Source organism: Dictyobacter vulcani, from assembly GCF_008974265.1.
Classification (GTDB): Bacteria; Chloroflexota; Ktedonobacteria; order Ktedonobacterales; family Ktedonobacteraceae; genus Dictyobacter; species Dictyobacter vulcani.
Window position 1 is genome coordinate 632,941 of record NZ_BKZW01000001.1, and the last position, 20,262, is coordinate 653,202.

The 20,262-nt window shown below is 49.3% G+C and carries 14 protein-coding genes and 3 pseudogenes; 8 read left to right on the forward strand and 9 right to left on the reverse strand.

The features are described 5' to 3' along the window. Nucleotides 1-18 precede the first annotated feature (18 nt). Complete coding sequence (locus KDW_RS02635; RefSeq protein ID WP_151754526.1) at nucleotides 19-1,626, reverse strand: DUF255 domain-containing protein; 1,608 nt, start codon at nucleotides 1,624-1,626, stop codon at nucleotides 19-21. Between the two features lie 417 nt (nucleotides 1,627-2,043). Here KDW_RS02635 and infC point away from each other — a divergent pair, with 417 nt between their 5' ends. Together infC and KDW_RS02645 are read left to right on the forward strand one after the other, a co-directional pair. After that, the gene (gene infC, locus KDW_RS02640) at nucleotides 2,044-2,736 is read left to right on the forward strand and encodes a translation initiation factor IF-3 (RefSeq protein WP_151754527.1); all 693 of its coding nucleotides are present in this window, start codon (nucleotides 2,044-2,046) and stop codon (nucleotides 2,734-2,736) included. 250 nt (nucleotides 2,737-2,986) lie between these two features. Further along, nucleotides 2,987-4,429, forward strand: coding sequence for a S41 family peptidase (locus tag KDW_RS02645; protein WP_162004895.1), 1,443 nt, complete (start codon nucleotides 2,987-2,989; stop codon nucleotides 4,427-4,429). Nucleotides 4,430-4,472: 43 nt separating this feature from the next. Here the strand turns inward: KDW_RS02645 and KDW_RS02650 are convergent, their stop codons facing one another. The 5 genes from KDW_RS02650 to KDW_RS02670 are packed head-to-tail and all read right to left on the reverse strand — an operon-like array spanning nucleotide 4,473 to nucleotide 9,127. After that, nucleotides 4,473-5,306, reverse strand: coding sequence for an AAC(3) family N-acetyltransferase (locus tag KDW_RS02650; RefSeq protein WP_151754529.1), 834 nt, complete (start codon nucleotides 5,304-5,306; stop codon nucleotides 4,473-4,475). Beyond that, the gene (locus tag KDW_RS02655) at nucleotides 5,306-6,235 is read right to left on the reverse strand and encodes a hydroxymethylglutaryl-CoA lyase (protein WP_151754530.1); all 930 of its coding nucleotides are present in this window, start codon (nucleotides 6,233-6,235) and stop codon (nucleotides 5,306-5,308) included. Before KDW_RS02655 ends, KDW_RS02650 begins: the two co-directional genes overlap by 1 nt. A gap of 3 nt (nucleotides 6,236-6,238) precedes the next feature. Continuing rightward, nucleotides 6,239-7,684, reverse strand: coding sequence for a hemolysin family protein (locus tag KDW_RS02660; RefSeq protein ID WP_151754531.1), 1,446 nt, complete (start codon nucleotides 7,682-7,684; stop codon nucleotides 6,239-6,241). Between the two features lie 8 nt (nucleotides 7,685-7,692). Beyond that, the gene (gene glmU, locus KDW_RS02665; RefSeq protein WP_198925173.1) at nucleotides 7,693-8,934 is read right to left on the reverse strand and encodes a bifunctional UDP-N-acetylglucosamine diphosphorylase/glucosamine-1-phosphate N-acetyltransferase GlmU; all 1,242 of its coding nucleotides are present in this window, start codon (nucleotides 8,932-8,934) and stop codon (nucleotides 7,693-7,695) included. Beyond that, the gene (locus KDW_RS02670; RefSeq protein ID WP_151754533.1) at nucleotides 8,924-9,127 is read right to left on the reverse strand and encodes an NTP transferase domain-containing protein; all 204 of its coding nucleotides are present in this window, start codon (nucleotides 9,125-9,127) and stop codon (nucleotides 8,924-8,926) included. Before KDW_RS02670 ends, glmU begins: the two co-directional genes overlap by 11 nt. Before the next feature lie 349 nt (nucleotides 9,128-9,476). On the opposite strand from KDW_RS02670, the pseudogene KDW_RS02675 reads away from it, so the two are divergent. The 6 genes and pseudogenes from KDW_RS02675 (at nucleotide 9,477) to KDW_RS02695 (ending at nucleotide 16,063) form a co-directional block, all read left to right on the forward strand. Then, nucleotides 9,477-11,083 (forward strand): annotated as a pseudogene (locus KDW_RS02675) (carboxyl transferase domain-containing protein). Between the two features lie 164 nt (nucleotides 11,084-11,247). Continuing rightward, nucleotides 11,248-12,237, forward strand: a complete 990-nt coding sequence (gene corA, locus KDW_RS02680) for a magnesium/cobalt transporter CorA (protein WP_162004896.1) — start codon at nucleotides 11,248-11,250, stop codon at nucleotides 12,235-12,237. A 24-nt stretch (nucleotides 12,238-12,261) separates the two neighbouring features. Continuing rightward, nucleotides 12,262-13,055 (forward strand): annotated as a pseudogene (locus tag KDW_RS33565) (enoyl-CoA hydratase-related protein). Nucleotides 13,056-13,115: 60 nt separating this feature from the next. Continuing rightward, nucleotides 13,116-14,329 (forward strand): annotated as a pseudogene (locus KDW_RS33570) (acetyl-CoA carboxylase biotin carboxylase subunit); the annotation flags it as partial. Between the two features lie 543 nt (nucleotides 14,330-14,872). Then, nucleotides 14,873-15,073: a biotin/lipoyl-containing protein gene (locus KDW_RS33575; RefSeq protein ID WP_233097756.1), complete on the forward strand. Its 201-nt coding sequence runs from the start codon at nucleotides 14,873-14,875 to the stop codon at nucleotides 15,071-15,073. An 87-nt stretch (nucleotides 15,074-15,160) separates the two neighbouring features. Further along, nucleotides 15,161-16,063 (forward strand): NAD(P)-dependent oxidoreductase, encoded by a 903-nt coding sequence (locus KDW_RS02695; RefSeq protein WP_151754535.1) that lies wholly within the window; start codon nucleotides 15,161-15,163, stop codon nucleotides 16,061-16,063. A gap of 69 nt (nucleotides 16,064-16,132) precedes the next feature. Here the strand turns inward: KDW_RS02695 and KDW_RS02700 are convergent, their stop codons facing one another. The 3 genes from KDW_RS02700 to KDW_RS02710 form a co-directional block, all read right to left on the reverse strand. Beyond that, entirely contained in the window at nucleotides 16,133-17,242 is a 1,110-nt protein-coding gene (locus KDW_RS02700; RefSeq protein ID WP_162004897.1) for a site-2 protease family protein, read from the reverse strand. 202 nt (nucleotides 17,243-17,444) lie between these two features. Beyond that, entirely contained in the window at nucleotides 17,445-18,776 is a 1,332-nt protein-coding gene (locus KDW_RS02705; protein ID WP_151754537.1) for an Nramp family divalent metal transporter, read from the reverse strand. A 179-nt stretch (nucleotides 18,777-18,955) separates the two neighbouring features. Then, a complete protein-coding gene (locus KDW_RS02710) occupies nucleotides 18,956-20,194 on the reverse strand; it encodes a competence/damage-inducible protein A (protein ID WP_151754538.1) in 1,239 nt (412 codons plus the stop codon). Between the last annotated feature and the right edge of the window lie 68 nt (nucleotides 20,195-20,262).

Here is a 20,262-nt window from a genome sequence, read left to right on the forward strand (position 1 = left end):
ATGTCTCCGGGCCATTTTTTATAACCATTGCTGCTCACTGGCCTGAGCTACAATACACGCATAGAGCGCCCCCTGAATTCCTGAATGATAGTACTTGTTCAGACCGCCGACCAGAACGCGCATGGCATTATCATGGAAAGTTTGTTTTTGACTATAAGCAGAAAGACGGAATAAACACCAGGCCGCCAGAGCATTCTCGATTAATGGTTGTTCGCGCAATGCCAGACGCCCAATAGCCAGTGGATCTTCAGGACAATCATAAAAAAGGGCATTCTGACTATCCTGAAGGACCTGACAGGAAAAATGCATCAGCGTTAATGCTGTCTCCAGGTACCCTCTGGTAGAATCCAGTTCATGAGCATCCAGTAAAGCTTGTATCATCCAGACTTGATCAGCCAGTTGTCCTGACAAACAGGCCTTTTCATTAATAACATAGTGGAAGGTGCTTCCATCATGATGTATCATGTGCTTGCAAAGGTAGTCAAGCGCCTGTAGCGCGTGGGCCTGTAAAGCGGGATCATTCAGTACTCGCGAGGCCAGCAGATAGGATGAAATCATCCGTGCATTCCAGGCGGTATAAATTGTGGGGTCTACTGGCGGAGAAACACGTGATGCACGCGAGTAGAGACCGGGTTCATAATACTCTTCATCGGCACCCTGGCTTCCACTAAATGCACCAGTATCAGGTTGCCAGAGTGTCGTATCAATATACGTAATCAGTTGCCTGGACAATTCAATCCATTGTTGATCCCCTGTGAATTGAGCAGTCAGCAACAATAGATGCAACATGGCCGCATTTTCATTCAACATCTTCTCAGTATGGGGCATACTCCAATCACCAGCGGTTGAATAGCGAAAAAAACCTCCCCCTTCGATATCCCAGAGTCCACCATCACGCATCTGAGTTAACGAATAACAGACACGCTCAACATCTTCAGGCTTTTTGAGCAACAGGAATAATTCCAACGCTTCTGGATGAGGAAATTTAAGATAGGAATGAATAGTAAAACCACCTTGCTCTGGATCATAGAGTTCACGAAGAATCTCGGCAGCAGCAGCAGGGAGAGCATTCAGATCCTGCTGTTCCTCAGGCAACAATGCGCGCAGTGTGTTTTCACGAAGAATCTGGGGTAAAACACGGGTATGCCGTTGATCCTGTAACAGTTGAACCTGCCAGGAGAGATCATCGCGATGTGCCACATAATAACGCCGAATATAGCCAAGGTAATACAATAACTTTGTCGCAGGTATGTAGACACCACCCCAGAATACCTCGCCTTCAGAGGAGAGGAACAACACACTGGGCCAGCCATTCTGATTATAGCGCTGGTTAATATCTGGCCGTAGATCGCTATCAACACGAATAGAAATGTAATCAGCATTAAGGACTTCAATGACGCGAGGCTCTGACAGGGTCGTCTCATCCATTAACTGACATCCCTGACACCATAAAGAAGAAATCAGTAGAAAGATTGGCTTATCCGCCTGGATAGCTTCATCAAACGCAGCCTTTCCCCAGGCCCGCCAGTGAATGGTATGGGCTTGATTGGGGCGAGAAGAAAAGCGAAAGACGGGGGGAATAGGAGCAAATGACCACGAACTGTCGGCGATCACATTGCCGCTCATACAAGGACCTCCTTCGTGTCAAACCTGTCTCGCAGCGGGGATTTGTATAGGAAGATGCTCAAGCCTTTTGTTATCTATCTAATGAAAAACATGGTCGACTTCAAGTATACCATAAAATATACGACTCCACTACATAAAAACATGAAATACATCTTGAAAAACGGCTCAGGAGCTACGCTAATCATCATTCAGAGTCTACACAAATATGCCGATCAAATAGAGATGAACCTATACTTTCTTTCCTTAATTGCTCACTTGCAAACTAGCATTGCACGTTGTATACTTGTACAGTCGCTTATGGCAGATATTTTGTGCTGGGCAAAAATACCCACCTGCGAAATAGCCTTCCATAAACAAGAAACCTCATTGTTGAAGGCAACTACTAAACTAGTAATTTAAGAAGAGGAGAATAGCTCTATTAATAAGGATTTTCGGGGGAACGACCGTTCAAAAGAGACACGTATCAACGAGCGCATTCGCACACGCGAAGTACGCTTAATCGATGAAAATGGCGAGATGTTGGGAGTGATGCCTCCTATGCGAGCACTCGATATTGCTCGCGACAGGAATCTGGACCTGGTTGAGGTGTCGCCACACGCCATGCCACCAGTATGTAAACTGATGGACTACGGTCGGTACAAGTATGAGCAGGCCAAGAAAGAAAATGAGGCCCGCAAAAACCAGAAGACCGTCACGCTTAAAGAAATTCGCATGCGTCCACGTACAGATGATCATGACGTAGAAGTAAAAACTCGTAAGATCCAGGAGTTTTTAGCTGACGGTGATAAAGTAAAAGTCAGTGTACAGTTCCGTGGACCAGATATGCGCCACCCTGATATTGGGCGTAAGTTGCTTGATGGTATCGCGGAAGAGTTGAAGGGCATAGCGACAATTGAACGCTCTCCTGCCATGGAAGGCCGTTTAATGTCGATGATCGTCTCCCGTGCTCCCGGTTGGGAACCGCAGAAGAAACAGGCCGCAACAGTGGCTACCAGCAAAAATAAAAGTGAGCAGGTAACCACAGAAGAACCTCAGGCCACAGATGCGTCTCAAACGGCTACGGCAGTCGAAGAGACAGCAACACAACCAGAAGAGTCACAGCAACAGTAGTTATTCACCTCATCGACACAACTTTATGCCCAAGGCTCGTAAGTTGGCCCAACAGTGAATTACCCTAAAAGCATAAAAAAAGATGGTATAGTTCAAATGGACTATACCATCTTTTTTTACCCGTTTCCTACGGCTGTCATTTGACTTTTGTAAAAACGACCACTAAGATAGTATTAAATATTCGGGTATATAGGGAACATAATAAAATAAATAAGCGCACTCAATGCAACGGTGCCTTAGGAGGCCATTGGTGAGTAGATACGATGATCCTAGCTGGTATGAACAGCAGCAAAAAAATGATCAAGATCCATCCTCACAATCACATGCTAGCCATGTTGATTTTGATCAGTATCCTTTTCTTCCTTCACAGGATGCGACGACTTCTCCATCACAAGGACCCGTAGCCTATCCTGCCTCAGGGGCATCTCAGCGTTTACAGCATTCTTTTGGACGGATATTAACGCTGATAGCGCTTGTCGTCATTGCTTTCTTTGGCGGCTGGTTTGGACACCAATTCTTTGGCGAAACCTACTTTAATCAGAATAATCCTTCACAGGCGTATGCGGCATTGTTTCAACAGGCCTGGAATAAAATTGATCAAAATTATGTAGATCGTAAATCTATCAATTATCAGAAGATGTCGTATGCGGCCATCAATGCAATGATTGCGACCTTAGGCGATAAAGGCCACACCCGCTTTATGGATCCTAAAACGGCGCAGGACGAAAACCAGCAACTCAGTGGTAAGTTTACCGGCGTTGGCATTTATCTACGCCAGGATAAAACCACCGGAAAATTGATCATCACCTCCCCTATCCCCGGATCCCCGGCAGAGAAAGCCGGTATTAAACATGGTGATGAGATTGTCGCAGTCAATGGCCAGAGCACGATTGGGAAAGATACCACAGGAGTAAGCGCACTGATCCAGGGAAAAGAAGGGACAGATGTCAACATTACCATCAAACGTGTAGGCGAAACACAGACACGTACCTTCAAAATGACGCGCTCAGAGATCAAAGTTCCAAATGTGATTATGCATTATGTGGCTGAAGATCATACTGCGCATATTCAGGTGGTCCAATTCGCCGATGGAGTTTCCGGACAGGTCAAGGATGAAGTCAACAAAGCCAGGGGTATGGGTGCCACACGCATCATTCTCGATCTGCGCGATAATCCAGGTGGTTTCCTGAATGAAGCCGTCAATATGACCAGTCTCTTTGTCAAAAGCGGCCATGTCTTGCTGCAACAAGATAGCACGGGGCAGCGCACACCAACAGATGTCACGGGAAATCCCATCGATACCACAACACCAATGGTTGTACTGGTGAATGGCAACTCAGCCAGTGCAGCAGAAATCGTAGCGGGCTCATTGAAGGAGAATGGTCGTGCCACCGTCATTGGTGAGCGCACCTATGGTACAGGTACTGTTCTACAACCATTTAATCTGTCCGACGGCTCACAATTGCTCATCGGTACTCAGGAATGGCTGACGCCTCAAGGTCATTTTATACGCAATCAAGGCGATCAACACAATGGCGGTATTACACCAAATATCGAGGTAAAATTGCCAGTCACGAGCACCATGGTGACTCCAAATGATGAGAACGAGGGCAACTTCACGCTACAACAAATTATGCAAAGTAAAGATGATCAGCTTATTCGTGCGCTAGAATTCTTACAGGGTAAGAAATAACCGTTCGTACTCATCCAATGATGCCATTAAAGGGGATCGCTCCTCACACAACGAGGAGTGGTCCCCCTTTAATGGCATCATTACAACGGATACATTCTGGATCAGCACAATGCGTGATATCTGGCTGCTCTTGTATAGCCTGTGAGGCTGCCTGCAACGCTTCTCCAGCCGCGAAGACCTGCCAGGAACTCTGACCAACCATCAACTTTTGACGCGAGGGTGACAGGATAGGTGCCAGACGTCCAAATCCCTCTGAACAACTGCCCACGGTTACAAGCATCGGACGGTGATCAGGACCATGCGCCCAGCGCCGAAATAATTCGCGTCCGGCAACCTGCTCGGCATAATGCAGAAATGTCATACGTTCCAGCCCAACTCCCATCAAGACCACTGAACCATGCATCAATGTCAGCGTATGCAAGGGAGCGTAGACATCCAACGCATCCTGCCCCTCAATCAAGGTGCGGGCCAGTGGTCCCAGGGCCGCAAAGGAATTTAAAGGATGATTGCCTCGTATGCGCTGGGGGTGCTCAACAATATATTGAGGGATCAGGCCCATAGTGAGATTTATTTCACGTGAGTCCGTGGTATACGTCTGGTTGCCTCCCATATAGAATCTCTCGGTCAATCGTTCATAATGGATCCCATTACGTGCGGGGCGCATCTGAGGCAGGTCCGGTGGAGCGATAGCGAAGGCAGCATCAGAAAAGGTAGGCACCAGCACGGTACAACCTTCGGCCAGAAAGCCCTCAACAATCGTTTCGGCACCACGCTCAACTAGACCAAAGGAACGCAGGGATGAGTGAATACAAACTGGCATGCCAGATAATTCCAACAGAGCAATCGCCTGACGAATATCCTTCAACGCGACAGTCATTATGCATTTCCCGCAGCCGCAATTGCCGCTTGATAATACTTACTGGTTGGTAAATGACCCAGAAACGGGGCAATATAACGCGTGGCTTCCACCACCTTATCAAGATCAACACCGGTCTGAATACCCATACCATGCAACATATAGAGCAGATCTTCTGTAGCCAGATTCCCTGCTGCGCCAGGAGCATAGGGACAGCCACCCAGGCCGCCTGCTGAGGAATCAATCGTCGTGATACCCATCTGTAAAGACGCCAGGACATTGGCCAGGGCGGTCCCACGCGTGTCATGGAAGTGCACTCCCAGTTGCTTCACAGGTAAACCTGCATCCAGTAGCAGTTCCAGGACATGCACAACCTGTAGTGGTGTGGCAACTCCAATCGTATCTCCCAGCGATAGTTCGGTAACTCCTGCTGCCAGCAATTCTTGCGCTACTGCCAGCACACGACGAGGATCAACTACTCCTTCATAGGGACAGCCAAAGACGGTCGAGATATAACCACGCACAGGAATACCTTCCTGCCCGGCCAGTTGCAGGACAGGACGAAAATTGGCCAGGCTTTCGGCAATCGTGGCATTAATATTGTGGCGTGTAAAACTCTCACTGGCCCCGGTAAATACTGCAATGGAACGCACTCCGGCAGCCAGTGCGCGCTCCATGCCTTTGAGGTTTGGGACCAGTACCGGATATTCTACAGTCTCTAGCCGCTTCAGTCCTGCCATCACAGTCGCAGCATCGCTCAACTGCGGAATCGCCCGTGGACTGACAAAGGAGGTGGCTTCCACTACGGGCAGGCCAGCTTCTGCCAGCAATTGAATAAACTGAATTTTCTGCTCAGTCGGAATCTGCACCTTTTCGTTCTGTAAACCATCACGAGGCCCTACCTCAAAAATTCGTACAGATTCAGGCAATGTGGCAAAAGCTGAAAGCATAGATCACGCACCTTTATATTCATAATTGGACGATGGCTCTGATGGTTGCTCTTTCTCTTCAGGTGTGTCCATCAGGGACTCAGAATCGGTTTCTCCAGCCGCAGGCAAGAGCAGCATGTCCTCCTGCTCTTTTTCATGACGTTCAACACGTATCTTGAGAATACGTCGACCACGGGTGGCCAGAACTGTCAACGTCAAGTTTTCAAACGCGATGGTATCTCCTACACCGGGGATCTTATCCAACTGAGCATACACAAAACCACCCAGGGTCTCGTAGTCGCTATCATCCATGTGAGTATCGAGCAGCGCATTAAAATCATAGATGCTCATTTTGGCGTCTATGATGTACTCATGGTCGCTTAAAACTTCATAGAGCTTCTCTTCATGGTCATATTCATCCTGAATATCTCCCACGATCTCTTCCATCAGATCTTCGATGGTGACCAATCCTGCGACCGAGCCATATTCATCAATGACCATCGCCATATGCGTGCGACTTTGCCGTAACTCACGCAACAGATCATCCAGCTTCTTGGTCTCTGGTACACAATAAGCTGTACGGACCAGGTTATGGATGGGGAGTGCTCCGTGGTTCTCGCGCAACTGACGCAACATGTCTTTGGTATAGAGAATACCCAGGATATCATCAACCCCGACCGCAGCTTCGTAGACTGGAATACGCGAGAAGCCACCTTGCATGGCCAGGTCAACCGCCTGGTTAACGGTCGCAGTACTTGGCAAAGTGACCATATCGATACGCGGCACCATGACCTCACGTACCGTTGTATCCGCAAAGGCAAAGATACTACGGATCATCTCGGTCTCTTCTTCTTCTAAGACACCCTCTTCTTCACTCACCGTTACCAGCAAGCGTAACTCATCCTCTGTAATAAATGGGCCACGATGCTTCATTTCACCACCGAGCAAGCGCACAAGACCAGACGTGACGGCATTGAGTAACCAGATTATCGGCCGCAAGATCCAGGCAGTTGCCCGAACAGGATCGATAAAAAAGCGCGCCCAGCGCAAAGGATTCTGTACGGCAGCGGTCTTGGGCGAAATCTCACAAAAAATCAGGACCACCAGAGAAGTAAGAACTGAGGCGATTAACTCGCCAAATGAGGCAGAGAAGAAGCGTAGCGTTAAAACGGTCGCCATACTGGATGCGACAATCACGGCTACACTATTTACGACCAGGATGGTCGAGAGAAACACATTTGGTTCAGCTAAGAGGCGCTCGATCTTGAGCATCTTTTTGTCGCCTTCTTCAGCCAAATTTTTCAGCTTGATGCGATTGACCGAGGTAAACGCGGTCTCAGCGGATGATGCCAGTGCACAGAGCACCAGCATCACAAACATCACAATCAGCTGTAGCCAGGCCTGTGCATCAAATTGTGCGGCATGGAAATTAATAGTGGCGGCTAAGCTCGATAAGCCAGGGCCGTCCATAGAAGCACCTATTCCTTTGTGTCACCTTGACTTGCCTCATCTTCTGATGAAGGCAATATACGCGCAAGTCGTGCAGGAACACCATACACCAGCGCGTGCGGTGGAACATCTTTATTTACTAGTGCGCTTGACCCAGTCATGGCGTGTTCACCAACTGTTATAGGCGGTACAAGCACTGTATCACAACCGATAAAGGCACCATCCCCGATGGTTGTTCGATATTTTTCTTTGGTAAGTCCATTATAATTAGAGGTAATCGTGCCAGCACCAATATTAACATGGGCTCCGACCGTAGCGTCACCAAGATAACTAAAATGGTGAACATCTGTCTCGGCACCGATATACGAGTTTTTGACTTCGCCAAAATTCCCCATCTTTACGCCACGGGCCAGGTGTGCACCCGGTCGGCAATGGCTGAATGGACCTACACTCACCTCTTCCTCTAATACGGATTCCTCTAATGCCGAGTTGCGAATGACACAACGGTCTCCGATAGTAGAGTCGGCAATCGTGGTACCAGGACCAATACGGCACCATGAACCAATAGTAGTTGTTCCACTCAGCATGGTTCCTGGCAAAATAACCGTATCCGTGCCAATCTGCACATCTTCTTCTATGTACGTTGAAGCAGGATCCTGAATAGTAACCCCGGCGTACATATGGCGCTCCAGGATACGCTGACGCATCACTTGCTCAGCCTGGGCCAATTGTACGCGATTATTGACACCCAGCGTCTCATCCAGGGAACCACTCACGGTGGCGATCCGACGCTCCTGCGAGCCAGCAACAGCGATCAAATCAGTGAGATAATATTCACCACCGGCATTACGTGGTAACGCTTGCAAGGACTGCCAGAGCCAGGCACGGTCAAAACAATACACACCGGAGTTGACTTCTGTAATCTGCAATTGCTCAGGCGTGGCACGCTTGACTTCCACGATTTCACGGACATGACCCTGTTTATCACGCACCACACGCCCATAGTCAGATGAGGCGTCTGCATTCGCGGTCAAGAAGGTAACAATAGCTTGTTGTTCAAGGTGGACAGCCAGCACTCTGGCAAGCATTTCATTTCTCACCAGTGGGGTATCACCATAGCATACAAGGACGGTTTCAGGTAAAGGTTCAAGCGCATCAACGGCCTCTTGAGCGGCCAGGACGGCATGGCCGGTTCCTAGTTGCTCATGCTGCATCGCATACTGGCAGCGCTCTCCAAAAGCGGCTAAAATCTGTTCAGACTCATGCCCCAACCACAATAGGACGGCTGGTGGTTACACTGGCACGCCAGGAAGAGAAAGCCGTAGTGGTGGGAATAGACTCAACAGATTTCAGAACATGGGCCAATAGTGGCTGCCCAGCCAGTGGATGGAGGAGTTTTGACAACGTTGAACGCATCCGCGTACCCTTACCTGCTGCAAGGACGACGGTCGCATATGTCTTCATAGTTTGTTTTGCAAACCCTTTATGTTCTTTTAAAATAATAGTAGTGATCGCGAGAGGATAAACACAGTAGCTATTCAGGCTACCGCTAAAGTTGCTAGAAATGAAACATAACTGTGAGATCTTTCTGCCAGGTCAAAGTTGAGCAACTTTAACATCTGTTCCTAATTTCACATATGTATAGTACACGAAAGGGCTCCATCCTGTCAAGACGAAACGCGGCTTGTGCAGGCTTGTAAGCGTCCCTTGACGCCCATCAGACAGAGTGATATGCTCATTTATGGCGCAATGAAGCGTGATGTTTACAACATAAATCCTATTCTATCATCGCTGTTGAGAGGATGTAGTGACTATGTCCATCATTGAAACCCATATAGATCGTCATAGCTCTGATTTTGTTGAGAATACACAGTATTTTCAAGGTCTCATCGAGCAACTTACCAAAAATATCCAGCGCGTTCAGCAGGCAGGCGGGACCGAGGCCATCGCCAAACACCGCAAACGGAACAAATTACTGGCTCGTGAACGCATTGAATTGCTGTGCGATCCCAATACTGCTTTTCTGGAATTCAGTCCATTAGCTGCCTGGGATGTGTATGACAACGAGGCACCGTCTGCTGGCATTGTAACTGGCATCGGTTTGATTGAAGGCCAGGAATGTGTCATCGTCGCCAATGATGCTACCGTGAAGGGGGGAACATACTATCCCCTCACCGTAAAAAAGCATCTGCGCGCTCAAGAGATTGCCGAGCAAAATCAGCTTCCCTGCGTCTACCTGGTCGATTCAGGTGGCGCTTTTCTTCCATTACAGGCTGATGTCTTTCCCGATCGGGATCATTTCGGTCGTATCTTCTATAATCAGGCCCGCATGTCCAGCCAGCGTATTCCACAGATTGCGGTCGTGATGGGATCATGTACAGCGGGTGGTGCTTATGTACCCGCTATGAGCGATGAGACCGTCATTGTACGCGGCAATGGCACCATCTTTCTGGGTGGTCCCCCCCTGGTGAAAGCGGCTACTGGAGAAGAGGTGAGCGCTGAAGATCTGGGCGGAGCCGATGTGCATAGTCGCACCTCGGGGGTCACCGACCACTATGCGTTAAACGATGAGCATGCTCTGGCTATCTGCCGCAGTATTGTCTCACACCTCAATCGCCGCAAGCATATTCCCTGGGATATTCGTCCACCCGTTGCACCTCGCTATGATGCCAATGATTTGCTTGGATTGGTCCCGGCCGATAATCGCCGCAGCTATGATGTCCGCGAGGTTATCGCCCGCCTGGTTGATGATAGCGATTTCCATGAGTTTAAAGCTTTATATGGAACTACCCTGGTCTGTGGTTTTGCTCGCCTGATGGGATATCCTGTCGGTATCATCGCCAATAATGGTATTCTCTTCTCAGAAAGCTCCCTCAAAGCCACACACTTTATTGAGTTATGTGTGCAGCGTCAGACACCTTTGATCTTCTTACAAAATATTACCGGCTTCATGGTCGGACGACAGTATGAGAACGGTGGCATCGCTAAAGATGGAGCCAAAATGGTCATGGCTGTCGCTAATGCACCTGTACCAAAATTCACGGTCATTATCGGCGGGTCTTTTGGTGCGGGCAACTATGGCATGTGTGGACGCGCCTATTCCCCCACCAACTCTGGATGTGGCCCAATGCCCGCATCTCAGTCATGGGAGGTCAGCAAGCCGCGACAGTGCTGGCAACGGTCCGCAAAGACGGACTGGCGGCACGTGGCAAGAGTATGAGCGAAGAAGAAGAAGCGAGCTTTATACAACCAATTCTGGACAAGTATGAAGAAGAGGGCAATCCTTATTATAGTACCGCTCACCTCTGGGATGATGGCATTATTGATCCAAGAGATACACGTACTGTACTTGGACTGGGAATCGCGGCCGCGCTCAATGCTCCAATACCAGAAAGACCTTTTGGCGTGTTTCGTATGTAAACTGGCGCGTTACTTACTGGTATCCAAACCTTTCTGCGATTCCGTGTATCAGTTGAGGATAATAAAATATGGCTGGATCGTTTTTTTATTGAGAAGCGATCCAAACACTTATGCCTCTATCATCCTTACCAATCTTACATATGCAAAAGGACATAGCAAAAATTATGCAACAAAATATTGTCTGGCAGCAGGGATCGTTGAAGGTCGATTGCTCACTTGGGCAATTGCATGATGCACTCCAGGACCCCCAGGCGGTGGTCTGGCTGGATATTCTTCTATCTGAAACACAGTTGGACAAATATACAGAGATGCTCACCAGTGAGTTTCAACTCCTACCCTTAACCATTGATAAAATCCAGGAGGTGCATGAACGCGCCAAGTTAATCAGTTACCACAACTACTTTTATCTGGTGGTCCATGGTCTGGAATTTAATACAGAGGAGGTTGAGGCCCGTACACCAAAGCTTGATATTGTCTTTGGTAAAAACTTTTTGATTACTATCCACCAGGCGCATATGTCCTGGCTTGATGAACTCCATCAAGCGATTCGGGAGGATACATCCGAGTTTAACCTGATTAAACAAGGCATGTCGTATATGCTCCACGCTGTATTGGATAGCCTGGTTGATAGCTACTTTCCAATACTGGAAGACATTGATGATCTGGTTGATGAGTTAGAAAATCAGACCGTTGAGCAAACCAGCAATGAAGTCCAGGGCCGTATCTTTGGTATGAAACGCGTGCTGGCTCAGATGCGCCGTGTCATCAGTCCGCAGGTTGAAGTCTCAAACTCACTGATTACACGTACCGGTGATTTCATACCAACGTCGGTCGAACCATACTTCGCCGATGTTCATGACCACCTGATACGTACCTTTGAAGTGATCGACTCGTATCGTGATCTAATGAGTGGCTTATTGGATGTTTATCTGACCACGGTGGCCAATAGGCAAAACGAGATCATGAAACAATTGGCGCTGATCTCAACGATCTTTCTACCAATCACCTTTGTAACCGGGGTCTTCGGTCAGAATTTCGGCCATTCACCCCAGGTTGAAAACGATGGTGGCCTGAATTTTTGGTTTGTATTATTCTTTATGATCATCGTGACTATAGGACAAGTGTGGTATTTCCGCTACCGCAAATGGATTTAAGTGAGTAGCTTGAAAGGCGAGAATATGGTAGAGCACTACAATCACCTGACCCTCGAACGTAGTTTTGAGGATAAATTTGCAATTGTGACCCTCAATCGTCCACAGGTTCGCAATGCATTGAATGCACAATTGATTGCAGAACTTACAGATGTCTTTACTGCCCTGCGGAGCGATGAGCGCCTGCATGGCGTTATTTTAACGGGCGAGGGCAAAGCTTTCTGCGCTGGTGCCGATGTCCATATGATGCAGGAAGCGATCACGTATACAGAAGAGCAAAATGTAGAGGATGCCCTGCGCCTTTCGGATATGCTGCGCACCATCAATACGTTTCCCTGTCCTGTAATTGCGCGTATCAATGGTGATGCGCTGGGGGGGGCGTAGGATTGACCGCTGTCTGTGATATTGTCATTGCTGCTGAGGGAGCACGTTTTGCTTTTAGCGAAGTAAAACTGGGTATTGCTCCCGCCGTGATCTCTCCTTTTGCGATCCGCAAGATCGGTGAGAATATGGCCCGGGTGCTGTTTGTTACGGGTGAACGCTTTAGTGCCGCTCGCGCCCATGAAATTGGTCTGGTTCACTCAGTTGTACCAACCGCCAATCTGGATGATGCCGTCAATCGGGCCGCCAATGAGTTGGTCAGCGGTGCCCCCCAGGCCATCCGCGCCTGTAAAGCGCTCGCGCTAGAGATTGGCCAGATGAATAAAGAAGATGTCCGGCTCCATACCGCCCAAACAATCGCCCGCCTGCGTGTTAGTCCGGAGGGACAAGAGGGGCTACGCGCATTTTTAGAAAAACGTTCTCCACAGTGGCTAGTTTAACGAGGAACTATGTTCAAGAAAATTTTGATTGCCAATCGAGGAGAGATTGCTGTCCGCATCATGGCAACCTGCCGTGAAATGGACATCCGCAGCGTTGCGGTCTACTCCGATGCTGATCAACACGCCCGACACGTTCTGTTTGCTGATGAGGCTTACCCGATCGGACCTGCCCCTGCTACCCAGAGCTATTTAAATACACAGGCTATTCTAAACGCCGCCCGTGAAAGCGGAGCCGAGGCTATTCATCCAGGATACGGCTTCTTGTCTGAGAATGCTGAATTCGCGGAAGCCTGTGAACAGGCAGGTATTATTTTCATTGGTCCTTCCGCCGCTTCAATGCGCCTGATGGGATCAAAAATTGCGGCCAAACGCATCGCCCATGAGGTCAATGCTCCTACCGTTCCTGGTTATAATGGAGAAAGCCAGGATAAGGCAGTGCTCCAACAGGAGGCATTACGTATTGGCTTTCCACTGCTGATCAAGGCTTCAGCAGGCGGCGGCGGTAAGGGATGCGTGTGGTAGAAAATGAGGCTGAGTTTCTGCCACAGCTAGCAGGTGCCCAACGGGAAGCTTTAGCCGCCTTTGGTGACGGTACTGTTTTTCTTGAACGCTATCTACAACAACCGCGCCACATTGAGATACAGATCCTTGCCGATACCCATGGTAACATTGTGCACTTAGGTGAACGTGAGTGCTCAATTCAGCGCCGCCATCAAAAAATCGTTGAGGAGAGTCCCTCGATTGCGCTAACGCCCACCTTGCGTGCCCAGATGGGGGCTGTAGCGATCCGCATTGCTCGGGCTGCCAACTATGTCAATGCAGGCACGCTGGAGTTTATGCTGGACTCGGATCAGCAATTCTATTTTCTGGAAATGAATACACGCTTGCAAGTTGAGCATCCAGTCACTGAACTTGTCACAGGTCTGGATCTGGTTCGTCAACAATTATATATCGCGTCCGGTGAACCGCTCGACTTGCAACAGGAGAAACTCACACCTCGTGGACATGCTATCGAGGTGCGACTATATGCAGAGGATCCCCAACAACAATTCTTGCCTTCAACTGGACTGATTACCGGCTTTATCTCACCTGTTGGACCTGGTGTACGCGTTGATAGTGGCGTGGCGGCTGGCGATGAGATTTCTCAATATTATGATCCCATGCTCGCCAAGCTGATCGTCTATGCCGAACAGCGTCCCGCAGCCATCGCCCGCCTGCGCGCTGCATTGGAGCGCTGCGCCATCTTTGGTGTCACCACCAACATTTCACTGCTCCATGCGATCAGCCTGCATCCTGCCTTTTATGCTGGTGAAACGCCCACCAACTTTTTGGAGCTACACAGTCTACCAGACACAAAAATACAGCCCGAGCTTCCCGATACCATCCTGGCAGCCGCAGCCATCACAGTGGTCAAACAGGACATGCAGGATGTAGCACGCATGCCACACAGCCCGAATCCCTGGCAAAGTCTGGGTCCATGGCGTACAACAGGCGGTGAACGTACGCTCACCTATACTTACCAGGAACAAGAGTATCAGGTAGGCATCCGCCCCACTACGCAACGCCTGGAAAGCTGGTTGATCAGTATTGATCAAAGAGAGCCCATGGAGGTAATCGGGCTGGTAGAAAATGAAAACCGTCTGCTTATCAAGACGCAACATTCCCAGCAAGCGCTGTATGTTCAAGCGCAGCAATATGAAATACAACTGTTCATGGCGGGACAACAGTATCGACTTGAACGGACCCGCCCACCAGAAATTGCCAGCGCAGCCCATGGTTCCAGTCAGTTGCAGAAACAAAAAAGTCTGACCGCCCCTATGGCCGGTACCATTGTCAAAGTTCAGGCTCAGGAAGGTGATATAGTAGAAGCGCGCCAGGTATTGCTCATTCTCAGTGCGATGAAAATGGAACATGCGATTACCGCACCCTATGCTGGAAAAATACAGCGCATCTATTATGCAGAAGGCGCAGTCGTTCAGGGCGGAGCACTTGTAGTGGAGATGGCTGAGGAAGAATAATTTCTTCTCAGCCCGTCTCCACTACAGGTCTGGCCAGCGGCTGCGCTAGTAAGACGATATCCCTATGGAGCGAAAGGAAATACAGTTATGCAGATCGGTTTTATCGGCATTGGAGTTATGGGTCGGCCTATGACCCTCAACCTGCTCAAAGCAGGCCATGATGTCACTGTCTTTGCCCGCCATCCTGAAAAAGCTGAGGTTCAAGAAGTGTTGAGTGCTGGTGCCCACCTGGCACCATCGGCACGTGCTGTCGCCATGGCTTCCGAGATCGTGATTACCATGGTTCCTGACTCTCCACAGGTCGAAGAGGTTGTCACAGGCACTGGTGGCATTCTGGAAGGTGCACGCAAAGGATTAATCATTGTTGATATGAGTACGATCGCTCCCTCAATCAGCCGTGCATTGGCAGAGAAAGCCAGCGCCAAAGGCGTCTATTTCCTGGATGCTCCAGTCAGTGGTGGCTCACAGGGTGCGGTCAACGGCACCCTCTCGATTATGGTTGGTGGAGAGAAAGATATTTTTGAAAAGGCTCGCCCTGTACTGGAAGCGATGGGCAAAAAAGAGAATATTCTTTATGTAGGCCCCAATGGCTCTGGCGAAGTCGTCAAGATTATTAATAACATGCTTGTCGGTACTATCGCCGCCTCAACCGCCGAAGCTCTGGTTCTGGGCGTCAAAGCCGGAGCAGATGTCGAGACCATGGCCAAAATTATCGGGATCAGCACAGGTGCCAGCTGGCAGCTTGCCAATCAATTTCCGTTGCGCGCCTTCAATGGCAGTTTTCAACCTGGCTTTATGACTGATCTGCTGCACAAAGATCTTGGCCTGGCTCTGGATCTGGCCCAGGAAAATCAGACTGAGGTGGCCATGACTGCCCTGGCACGCAAACTGTATACCAAAACGCAGGATGCTGGCTATGGCAAAGACGACTATACCGCTCTCCTCAAAATCCTGGAGGACCAGGCAGGCGTTGAGGTACGCACGAAATAAAAGGCATCAAAAAAAGGTTGCGCTGGTTTTCTCTTCATAAGAATACCAGCGCAACCTTTTTGATGTGAGTTATTGATTGATCGGAATCAGATTATGGGCAAATGTCATGCCTAAAAACAAGACAGCCACCAGGCCAAAATACAACAGGCCGATTAAGATACGCGCACTGAGTGGTACATCATAATACGCATGCGTCTGAGCATTCTTTGAATGCATGCCTCGCGTCCATAGCTGCGTCGCAGCCATGAATACAAACAGCAACAACCAGGGATAAAAGTTGCCAGACATCCATTGCCAGATCTGATAACCCAGCAGGGCGGCAAAACCAATGAACCAGACGCGACGATCGATGGCGGCGAGCACGCGACCTCCATCAAAAGGAACTATTGGGATCAGGTTAAACAGGTTCATAAAAAAACCAAAGTAGGCCAGTGGGGCCCAGATCCCTCCCTGGTGCTGTAACGCCATGAACAAACAGGCGCTGGCCGCAAGCGCGCCCGCAATTGGTCCAGCGATACCTACCTCAGCCTCATCTCTAGCGTTTTGTGGCATCTGGCGCATAGTTACCGCAGCACCAAACATCGGTATAAAGATCATCCCGCCCACGGGAATGCCTTTAAGCTTCATCACGACGGCATGGCCCATCTCGTGAATAAAAAGCATCACCACCAGTCCAATCGCGAATTGCCAACCAAAGATGAAGGAATAGACAAAGACTGATGCCAGAGCCGAAAAACCAAAACCACCAAACTTCAGTAAAAAGGCCAGACTCTTAAATTTCAATAAAAAACTGCCAATGGCAAGCAACACGCCACTCAATCCGGCCGCCCCTTTGCGTGAACGACCTTTCGGCGCAGTGCCCGCCTGCTCTTGTTGCTGAGCAGCATACTGCTCCACACTTTGTGGACCGCGATATTCCTGTCCGGGTCCACTATATGGCGGATATGACGGCTCTGCCGTATATGGATCAGGTGTCGAGGATTGATAAGAGGAGGAACCTGTATAGCTATCTACGTATGGGTTTTGTGGATAGAGCCCATAGGGATCAGGTTGAGCAGAATGGGGTGCTGAGCGTTCAGCAGGAGCATGATAATATTCTGGATGATCATACTCTATCTCTTGAGCATTCCCATTATTCTCACGATATTTAGCATAGTCGTCGGGATTGCTATTATACACATTCTGCCTCATTTCTGGAAATCAAAAAAAGTGGTCTCGTGTATAAGTTTACCATATACAATCATAAACATCGCAGAGGACTGAGCTATTCCATGTCTGCCTTGTAGATCGTGTCTGATATCTTACTAACTCAGATACGAAAATACGCATTGAAAGTTGTAGGACCGCTGCACAATGCAGAACGGCCCTACAAACAAGCCCTTTAGCCTCCGGCGATGGCGGACCAGATGGTGGTACCCAGTAAGAGGAGAACCAGGGCAGTGACAAGGATGACGGTCGCCCAGGAGATGATGTTGAAAACTAACCCATTAACATGACGTCCCATTAAACGGCGGTTATTGACCAGTAAGATGATAAAAATCAACAGAATGGGCACCATGGCCGCATTCAAGCTTTGTAAGATGACCAGCACCTGGATAATCGGCAGGTTAGGGATCATCGTGATCAGCACACTGATGATGATGAGTCCAGTAAAGATACTTTGAAAAACAGGTGCTTCACTAAAGCTACGTGAAACGCCACGTTCAAAACCGAACGCCTCACAAATTCCATAAGCAGTTGAAAGAGGTAGGACCGCCGCTGCCAGCAACGATGCTCCAAAGAGTCCAATGCCAAACAGATATAAAGAAAAACCACCAGCCAGTTTGTTTAGAGCCATAGCCGCCTCAAGAGGATCATTTACCGTGTGGGGATACAAAGCGGCTCCTGTGGTTATGACAACAAAGCCAGCAATCAATACAGCAAAGATGGTGCCACTGTATACATCAAGTTTTTCATAAACATATTCGTTAGCCGGAATCCCTTTGTCGGCCACCGAGGATTGCACAAAGAACTGCATATATGGACTGATCGTTGTACCAACCAGGGCAACTGCAGCCAGTAAATAGGCATTGTTGCCACTAATATGCGGCAACACAACGCTATGCGCCACCGTACCCCAATTTGGATTCGAGGCAAAGGCTGCTGGCACATAGGCTAGAAAACCGAGGGACATAAATAAAAAGATTTTTTCAACCCGCCGATAGGAGCCCTTGGTGACCATCCACCATAAAGCCAGGCCGCTTACCGGCACAACGACATATACCCAGGGGGTATGAACATTGTTCGCAAACACCTGCACGCTGGCGGCAATACCAAGAAATTCAGAGATGGTAACACCTGTATTGGCTACCAGCAAGGCTAACATCGCCACGGCAGTCCAGCGCACACCAAACTGCTCGCGAATAAGGTCCGCCAGGCCTTTACCGGTAATCACTCCCATACGAGCACACATCTCTTGTACAATGGCCAGGCAGAAACCAGCCACAACAAGTGCCCAGAGCAGATCATATTGATAGGTTGCACCTGAGGTTGAAAAAGTAGCAATACCACCAGCATCATTGCCAGCATTGGCCGCGATCAATCCTGGTCCCAGGATGGCGAAAAGCTTGAAAAATGAGGATGAACGATTAAGACGAAAACGAGACCGCCCGGACTTTTTGCGCTCGGTGCGGTCTTTTCGAGGTTTCTGTGCTTTCTGGTTCGTTGTGTCCATAGGGTGCACACACTGGGTCGTGACACAAATGGCTGTTGATCACCTACCCACCCTTTCGTCTGTGTTATTTCTTCGCACCTGATGATATCACTACCAACCAGAGGTGACAAGTACAATCGCTGGCCGCTTATCAGGTGCCTTCTTAGTACAGACACGGATGGAGTATCTAGAAAAGATACTTATTGCGGGGTAACAGTTCCCTGAAGATAGCGCCGTAACAGATTAAGGGCAGTCAGAACGGCATGGCGTTTATTGTCTGCACGTCCGCCGCGCCAACCGGGTCCCATGCACGTGACGGTCCCCTGTGGGCCTTCTACCGCGATATAGACAGTTCCAACTGGTTTATCTTCTTGCTTGTCTGGACCTGCAACGCCAGTGACACCGATACCAAAATCGCTACCCAGACGCTCACGAACAGCATGAGCCATCGCGCGGGCAGTCTCTTCACTGATCACACCATAGCGATCTACTGTCTCCTGGGGTACACCCGTCTGGACTTTGAAATCGGTGCTATATGTCACAATGCCGCCCAGAAAGTGCCTGGAGCTACTCTGGAAGTCTGTAATCGTGCTGGCAAGCAGGCCACCCGTCAAGGATTCCATCACGCTCAGATTCTGTTGACGTTCCTGAAGTGCTTTACCAATGACGCTGGCCAGCGTATCACCCTCAATACCAAACACGTGATCCCCTAGCAAAGCACGGGCCTGCTCTTCCATTCCAGCGACCAGTTGTATGGCATCTTCGGTACGGTCTGCTTTAGCGGTAATCCGCACATCTACAGCATCGGCTTTGGCATAGGTAGCAATAGTAGGATTGGTCGAAGACAAGAGTGAGCTCAAAGCCTCCTCAACGGACGACTCACCCAATCCATAAACGCGCAAAAGGCGGGTAAAGATCAAGCCACCGGTATACTTTGCCAGACGAGGAGTAACTTCCTCTTCCCACATGCGATACATCTCACGTGGTACACCAGGCATCGCCACCAGGATGCGTCCATCTTTCTCTACCCACCATCCCGGGGCCGACCCCACCGGATTTGCAATGCTTTCGGCCGAAGGAATGAGGGTGGCCTGCTTCAAGTTGCGTTCAGGCATCGGACTGGAATGAGCAAAGCGAGCACGTAAATTGGCCTCAAGCTCAGGTTCAAGCTCCATCTTTTCACCCAGAAGCTCAGCAATCGATTCACGGGTCAGATCGTCTTCAGTTGGCCCCAGTCCACCGGTCATGATAATCAACTCAGAGCGTTCCCACGCCTGACGTAACAACTCGACTACACGTCCCTGGTTATCACCAACCTGCGAGACATGATAAAGATCAATGCCCTGGGCCGCCAGACTTTGTGCCAGATAAGTAGCGTTCGTATCACTGATATGGCCTAGTAGTAGCTCAGTACCACAGGATAAAATCTCTGCGCGCATGCATCCTCCTGCATTTCAGGCAATCATAGCCTTTTTAGATAGTACCAAAACAGCTCACTCTTGCTAAC

Excerpts from the sequence above, each read along its gene's own strand:
- KDW_RS02635 (WP_151754526.1), bottom strand. The coding sequence starts at position 1,626 with ATGAGCGGCAATGTGATCGCCGACAGTTCGTGGTCATTTGCTCCTATT.
- KDW_RS02650 (WP_151754529.1), bottom strand. The coding sequence starts at position 5,306 with ATGACTGTCGCGTTGAAGGATATTCGTCAGGCGATTGCTCTGTTGGAA.
- KDW_RS02655 (WP_151754530.1), bottom strand. The coding sequence starts at position 6,235 with ATGCTTTCAGCTTTTGCCACATTGCCTGAATCTGTACGAATTTTTGAG.
- KDW_RS02660 (WP_151754531.1), bottom strand. The coding sequence starts at position 7,684 with ATGGACGGCCCTGGCTTATCGAGCTTAGCCGCCACTATTAATTTCCAT.
- KDW_RS02670 (WP_151754533.1), bottom strand. The coding sequence starts at position 9,127 with ATGAAGACATATGCGACCGTCGTCCTTGCAGCAGGTAAGGGTACGCGG.
- corA (WP_162004896.1), top strand. The coding sequence starts at position 11,248 with ATGCAACAAAATATTGTCTGGCAGCAGGGATCGTTGAAGGTCGATTGC.
- KDW_RS33575 (WP_233097756.1), top strand. The coding sequence starts at position 14,873 with ATGGCCGGTACCATTGTCAAAGTTCAGGCTCAGGAAGGTGATATAGTA.
- KDW_RS02695 (WP_151754535.1), top strand. The coding sequence starts at position 15,161 with ATGCAGATCGGTTTTATCGGCATTGGAGTTATGGGTCGGCCTATGACC.
- KDW_RS02705 (WP_151754537.1), bottom strand. The coding sequence starts at position 18,776 with ATGGACACAACGAACCAGAAAGCACAGAAACCTCGAAAAGACCGCACC.
- KDW_RS02710 (WP_151754538.1), bottom strand. The coding sequence starts at position 20,194 with ATGCGCGCAGAGATTTTATCCTGTGGTACTGAGCTACTACTAGGCCAT.